The following is a 6,725-nucleotide window of genomic DNA, read 5'->3' as shown; positions in this document are numbered from 1 at the left end:
GGCGGCGGCCGAACCGGTTGCCGGCGCGCCGACCCCGACTCCCGCCGCCGCCGAGGCGATGACGCCGCGCGCCGTCGCGAAGAAGGCGCTCGCCAAGAAGGCCGTCGCCAAGAAGGCGGTCGCGGTGAAGACCGTGGCGAAGCGGACCCCGACCGCGGTGAAGAAGGCGACGCCGGAGCCGGCCGAGGGCGCGAACGCGACGCCCGGCAAGGCGGCCCGCAAGCGCGCTGAGCCCGCGGCGAAGAAGGCGACGCCTCGCAAGCGGACCGTCGCGGGCGGTGCCGCGTGAGCAGCGCGCCGATGCCCGGACCCTTCCGGCCCGGTCCACCGCCGCACCGGCCCGCTCTGCCGCCGCCGTCGCCCGCCAGCTGGCCGGCGGTTGGCACGGGCGGCGACGGCGAGGGCGGCACGGGGCATCCCGCGGTCGACGCGGTGATCCAGGCGATGGAGAACGCCGTCGACCTGCCGCCCCGAGACCAGATCGCGCAGTACGAGGCCGCGCACCGCACGCTGCAGGAGACGCTGGCCACCATCGACCAGGCCTGACCGGCCACTGATCCCTTCGGAGAAACCCGCGCATGGCACGCCGTACCCGGCTCGACGCCGAGCTTGTCCGTCGCGGCCTGGCCCGCTCCCGCGAGCAGGCCGCGACCCTCGTGGACGCGGGGCGGGTGCAGGTGCGCGGGGTCGTCGCGCGCAAGGTGGCGGCGATGGTGGACCCGGCTGACCCCGTGCTCGTCACCGGTGCCGATCCGATTCAGGACTACGTCTCGCGCGGCGGCCACAAGCTCGCCGGGGCGCTCGCCGCGTTCGGTCCGGACGGGCTGACCGTCGACGGGCGGCGCTGCCTGGACGCCGGCGCCTCCACCGGCGGCTTCACCGACGTGCTGCTGCGCGCCGGGGCGGCCGAGGTGGTGGCGGTCGACGTCGGATATGGACAGTTGGCCTGGTCGCTGCGGAGCGACCCGCGGGTACGGGTGTTGGAGCGCACCAACGTGCGCACCCTCACGCCACAGTCGATCGGCGGGCCGGTCGCGCTCACGGTGGCCGACCTGTCCTTCATCTCGCTGCGGCTGGTGTTGCCGGCACTGGCCGAGTGCACCGAGTCCGACGGTGATCTGGCGCTCATGGTCAAGCCGCAGTTCGAGGTGGGCAAGGAACGGGTCGGCGCCGGCGGCGTGGTGCGGGATCCGGCGGTGCGCGCGGACGCGGTGCTGGACGTGGCGGCGGCGGCGTACGCGTTGGGTCTCGGCCTGGCGGGGGTGGCGGCGAGCCCGCTCCCCGGCCCCAGCGGCAACGTTGAGTTCTTCGTATGGTTACGCCGCGGCGCGCCGGGCGCCGACGAGGACCGGGTCCGGGCGGTCGTGGCGGCCGGCCCGACCGGCGGGGCCGTGACGTCGGGAGAGGAAGCCGGATGAGCCGGGTCGCACTGCTGGTGATCCACACCGGGCGACGGCGTAGCACCGACCACGCGCGCACCGTGGCGCGGGATCTGATCGCCGCCGGGTTCGAGGTACGGGTGATCGCCGAGGAGGCCGTCGACCTTGAGCTGCCCGGCGTGGTGCCGATCAGCGGGCTCGCCGCGGCCGAGGGGGCGGAGATCGTGTTCGCGCTCGGCGGGGACGGCACGTTCCTGCGCGCCGCCGAGCTCGCCCGTCCCGCCAGGGCGCCGCTGCTCGGCATCAACCTGGGCAAGGTCGGGTTTCTCGCCGAGGCCGAGATCGGTGATCTCGACCGGGCGGTGCGCGACGTGGTCGACCGGGCGTACACGGTGGACGAACGGCTCACCCTGGAAGTGCGTGCCGAGATCGACGGGGACGAGGCGATCGAGTCCTGGGCGCTCAACGAGGTCAGTGTCGAAAAGGGCCAGCGGGCCCAGATGCTCGAGCTGATGGTCGACGTCGACGGCCGGCCGCTGTCGCGGTACGGCTGCGACGGCGTGGTCTGCGCCACTCCGACCGGTTCCACCGCGTACGCGTTCTCCGCCGGTGGCCCGGTGGTCTGGCCTGAGGTCGAGGCGCTGCTGCTGGTGCCGGTGAGCGCGCACGCGCTGTTCAGCAAGCCGCTGGTGACCGCGCCCACCTCCACTTTCGTGATCACGGTTGACCCCTACACCACGCTGGCCGTGATGTGCTGCGACGGCCGACGGGTCTACGACCTGCCGCCGGGTACGCGGGTGACGGTGCGCCGGGGCGGGCTTCCGGTCCGGGTGGTGCGGTTGCGGCCCCGACCCTTCACCGACCGTTTGGTGGCCAAGTTCGGGCTGCCGGTCGACGGCTGGCGCGGCAACCCCGGATAACCGTCGGCGATGCCGCCCGGTGTTGTCGGGTGGTCAAGTGTCGGGGCCCGCTACTACTGTCTGTGGCTGTGCTGGAAGAGCTGCGGATCACCGGGTTGGGCGTCATCGAGGACACGACGTTGCCGCTGACCCGGGGCATGAACGTCATCACCGGCGAGACCGGCGCGGGAAAGACCATGGTCGTCACCGGCCTCGGGCTGCTTTTCGGCGGGCGGGCCGACGCGGGGCGGGTGCGCGCCGACCCGGGTCGTGCCGTGGTCGAGGGGAGGCTGCGTCTCCAGGAGCCGACCGCGACCGTGGTGCACGCCCGGATCGCCGAGGCCGGCGCGGAGACCGACGACGACGGCTCGGTGCTGCTCAGCCGCACCGTGACGGTCGAGGGTCGCTCGCGGGCACACGTCGGCGGCCGGAGCATGCCGGTGTCGATGCTCGGCGAGGTCGGCGAGCAGGTGGTCGCCGTGCACGGACAGTCCGATCAGCTGCGGCTGCTGCGTCCGGCCGAGCAGCGTGCCGCGCTCGACCGGTTCGCCGGGCCGGAGCACGAGAAGCTGCTCGACACGCTGCGCGAGGCGCACGCCCAGTGGCGGCGGGTGGAGGACGACCTCAACGACCGCCGGCGCAACGCCCGCGAGCGCAGTCAGGAGGCCGACCTGCTGCGACTCGGGCTCGACGAGATAACCCGGGTCGATCCGCAGCCGGGGGAGGACGACGAGCTGAAGGCGGAGGCGCAGCGGCTGGAGCACGCCGAGGGGTTGCGCGTCGCCGCGCAGGTGGCCCATCAGGTGCTCGCCGGCGGCGTGGACGCCGGGGACGACACGCCCGACACGGTCGGTCTGCTCGGCACGGCGCGGCGCACGCTCGAGGCCCAGGCGGGCGTCGACCGGGCGCTGGGGGAGTTGGCGGCGCGGCTGGAGGAGGCGGCGACGCTGATCGGCGATGTCGACGCCGAGCTGTCGGGCTATCTGGCCATGCTCGACGCCGATCCGGCCCGGCTGCAGGTGATCTACGAGCGCAGGGCGGCGCTGCGGAGTCTGACCCGCAAGTACGCCGACGATGTCGACGGCGTCGTGGCCTGGGCGGAGCGGGCCCGGGGCCGGCTGACCGAGCTCGACACCTCGGATGAGCTGCTCGACGAGCTCGATCGGGAGCGGCTGCGGTTGGCCGGCGAGGTGGCCGAGTTGGCAGAGCGGCTGTCGGCGTCGCGCCGGCAGGCGGCGGGACGGTTCGCCGACGAGGTGACCGTCGAGCTGGCCGGGTTGGCGATGCCGCACGCCCGGATCGAGGTGGCGGTGCTGCCGCGGCCGGCGGGACGCGGCGAGTCGACGCTGACGGTCGGGGGTGCCGAGGCCGCGGTCGGCCCGGACGGCGCCGACGAGGTCGAGCTGCGACTGCTGGCTCATCCCGGTGCGCCGTCGCTGCCGTTGCAGCGGGGGGCTTCCGGAGGTGAGCTATCCCGGGTGATGCTCGCGATCGAGGTGGTGTTCGCCGGCGCGGGCGGGCCGCCGACGCTGGTCTTCGACGAGGTGGATGCCGGCGTCGGTGGACAGGCCGCGGTGGAGATCGGGCGCCGCCTGGCCCGGCTGGCGCGCAGCCACCAGGTGCTGGTGGTGACCCACCTGCCGCAGGTCGCGGCGTTCGCCGACCGGCACCTGGTGGTCGCCAAGGACACCGGCGGCGCTGTGACGACCAGTGGCGTCCGCGTCGTCGAGGACACCGAACGTGCGCGGGAACTGGCCCGGATGCTCGCCGGTTTGCCCGACTCCGACCTGGGTATCGCACATGCGGAGGAGTTGCTGGCCGTGGCGGCCCGCGAGCGGCGACCGTAGCGGCAACGGTGTGACGTATGACACGTCATGGTCGCTCCGGGCGCGTTGCACCGCAGTCGAGGCGGCTGCCGCGCGTGCGTCGGAGGGGTCCTAGCCGCCCTGCTCAGGCATGTCGCGACAGGAAAAGTCTGTCTAACGTGCCAGGATGGTCCCGATGCGTTTACCCACGTTGCGCCGGACCCGGAACGCCGAACCCGGGACTATTGCCGGCATCGCGCGCCTTGACCGCCGGACCAAGCGTCTGGCGGGTCGGTTACGCCCGGGCGACATCGCCGTGATCGATCACGTCGATCTGGACCGGGTCGCCGCCGACTCGCTGGTGGCCGTCGGTGTGGCCGCTGTGCTCAACGCCAAGCCGTCGGTGTCCGGGCGCTATCCCAATCTCGGGCCCGAGGTGCTGATCGAGGCGGGCATCCCGCTGATCGACGATCTCGGTGAGAGCGTCTTCCAGCAGTTGCGCGAGGGCGACAGCGTTCGCGTCGACGGCAACACGGTCTTCGTGGGCGCCGAGCCGATCGCGCACGGCACCCGTCAGGACGCGGAGTCGGTCGCCAAGGCGATGTCGGACGCCCGCGAGGGGCTGTCGGTGCAGTTGGAGGCGTTCGCCGCCAACACGATGGAATACCTCAAGCAGGAGCGCGACCTGTTGCTCGACGGTGTCGGCGTGCCCGACATCGCGACGCAGATCGGCGGGCGGCACTGTCTGATCGTCGTTCGCGGCTACGACTACAAGGCCGACCTGGACGTGCTGCGGCCCTACATCCGCGAGTTCAAGCCGGTGCTCATTGGCGTCGACGGCGGCGCGGACGCGCTGGTCGAGGCGGGCTACACCCCCGACATCATCATCGGCGACATGGATTCGGTCACCGACGACGTGCTGCGCTGCGGCGCGGAGGTGATCGTGCACGCCTACCCGGACGGGCGGGCGCCCGGGCTGGCCCGGGTGCACCAGCTCGGGGTCAGCGCCATCACCTTCCCGGCCGCCGCGACCAGCGAGGACCTCGCGATGCTGCTCGCCGACGAGAAGGGGGCGTCCCTGCTCGTCGCCGTCGGGACCCACGCCACGCTCGTCGAGTTCCTGGACAAGGGGCGCGGCGGCATGGCATCGACGTTCCTCACCCGACTGAAGGTCGGCGGCAAGCTGGTCGACGCCAAGGGCGTGAGCCGGCTGTACCGACAGAACATCTCGGGTTCGTCGCTCCTGTTGCTGGTGCTCTCCGCGATCGCGGCCATGGCGTCGGCGGTAGCCGTGTCCACGGTGGGCAAGGCCTACCTCGGGGTCGTCTCCGAGTGGTGGGACAATCTGGTCTTTCAGCTCGGACAGCTCTTCTAGACCCCGACCGATCAAGAGGCTGTAGGCGTGATCAATTTCCGATACCACGTGGTGTCCCTCACCGCGGTCTTCCTCGCGCTGGCGATCGGACTGGTAGTGGGCACCGCGGCGCTCAACGGACCGGTCGCCGACTCGCTCAGCGACAACGTCAACGGTCTGCGCAAAGACAACCAGCAGCTGCGCGACACCGTCAACAGCCTCAAGGAAGAAGTCAACCGGGAGGAGGACTTCGCCAACGAGGCGGCGAACACGTTGCTCGCCGGCAAACTCAAAGACCGGCGGGTGCTCATGCTCGCCACGCCCAGCGGCCGTGACCAGGTCGACGGCGTGACGAAGATGCTCGGCGCGGCCGGCGCCAAGGTCACTGGTCGGATCGACGTGCAGGACAAGTTCGTCAACCCGGACAACAGCCTCGAGCTGCTCGACCTCGCCGTCCGCGCGTCGCAGCCGAGCGCGCAGACCACCGGGCTGCCCGGCAACAGCGACGGAGTGGAGACCTCCAGCGCGCTGCTCGCCACCGCGCTGCTCGACCGTCCCCAGGGCACCGCCGCGGTCACCGAAGCCGACCTCAAGGCGGTGCTGAGCGCGTACAGCAACGCCGGCTACATCACCATCGAGGGCAAGATCGCCGGCCCGGCCGAGGTGATCGTCGTGGTGAGCGGCCAGCCGTACGTCGACCGCGACTCGGCGAAGAAGGACGCCGCCGTGGTGACCATGGTCGACCAGTTCGACAAGGCCGGCCGGATCGTCGTCGCCGGGACCGGCTCCAGCAACGGCAACATCGTGGCCGGCATCCGTAGCGATCCGGCGCTGTCCAAGACGATCTCCACCGTCGACAACGCCAACACCGCGCAGGGCCAGGTGGTCACCGCGCTCGCCACCGCCGAGCAGGTCGGGCTCAACAAGGCCGGCCACTACGGTCTGGGGTCGGGCGCGACGTCGCTGATGCCCAAGCAGGCCGGATAACCGCGGAGCCGGACCCGCGGCGTCCCGCGCCGGCATCGACGTTCCGTTAAGCTGACGGCCGCTGACGCGCCGTCCGGCGCGCACGACAAGGCCAGGGGGAATGCGGTGAGCGCGCGGCGTGTCGCTGGTCGACTGGTGTTGATCGGCGCCGGGGCGCTCGCCGCCCGCACCGCGCTGCGCGCGGTCACCGCGCAGCCGTCCGCCGAGACGCTGCAGCGCACCAACTTCCGTGGCCGCACCGTCACCCTCGCCGGCGGGCCGGGAAAAGCCAATGCGAAAGATCAGCCGGCGAAAAATTCTC

The 6,725-nt window shown here is 72.2% G+C and carries 6 protein-coding genes and 2 pseudogenes; all 8 read left to right on the top strand.

The genetic code is table 11. The annotated features are described in order from the left end of the window. A pseudogene (locus AB0J06_RS26140) lies at nt 1-289 on the top strand (hypothetical protein); the annotation flags it as partial. 11 nt (nt 290-300) lie between these two features. Beyond that, the gene (locus AB0J06_RS26135; protein WP_357432304.1) at nt 301-546 is read left to right on the top strand and encodes a hypothetical protein; all 246 of its coding nucleotides are present in this window, start codon (nt 301-303) and stop codon (nt 544-546) included. 32 nt (nt 547-578) lie between these two features. Next, complete coding sequence (locus AB0J06_RS26130; protein WP_357432302.1) at nt 579-1,418, top strand: TlyA family RNA methyltransferase; 840 nt, start codon at nt 579-581, stop codon at nt 1,416-1,418. Next, a complete protein-coding gene (locus AB0J06_RS26125) occupies nt 1,415-2,299 on the top strand; it encodes an NAD kinase (protein WP_357432300.1) in 885 nt (294 codons plus the stop codon). Before AB0J06_RS26130 ends, AB0J06_RS26125 begins: the two co-directional genes overlap by 4 nt. 68 nt (nt 2,300-2,367) lie before the next feature. After that, nucleotides 2,368-4,125: a DNA repair protein RecN gene (recN, locus tag AB0J06_RS26120; protein WP_357432298.1), complete on the top strand. Its 1,758-nt coding sequence runs from the start codon at nt 2,368-2,370 to the stop codon at nt 4,123-4,125. Nucleotides 4,126-4,279: 154 nt separating this feature from the next. Next, a complete protein-coding gene (gene steA, locus AB0J06_RS26115) occupies nt 4,280-5,458 on the top strand; it encodes a putative cytokinetic ring protein SteA (protein WP_357432297.1) in 1,179 nt (392 codons plus the stop codon). Nucleotides 5,459-5,485: 27 nt separating this feature from the next. After that, nucleotides 5,486-6,424: a copper transporter gene (locus tag AB0J06_RS26110; RefSeq protein ID WP_357432296.1), complete on the top strand. Its 939-nt coding sequence runs from the start codon at nt 5,486-5,488 to the stop codon at nt 6,422-6,424. 105 nt (nt 6,425-6,529) lie between these two features. Further along, nucleotides 6,530-6,725, top strand: a pseudogene (locus AB0J06_RS26105) (hypothetical protein); the annotation flags it as partial.

The sequence above is a fragment of the Micromonospora sp. NPDC049679 genome (assembly GCF_040659735.1).
GTDB lineage: Bacteria > Actinomycetota > Actinomycetes > Mycobacteriales > Micromonosporaceae > Micromonospora_I.
Note: the sequence above shows the minus strand (reverse complement) of the source record. Positions and strands in the feature narration are given on the sequence as shown.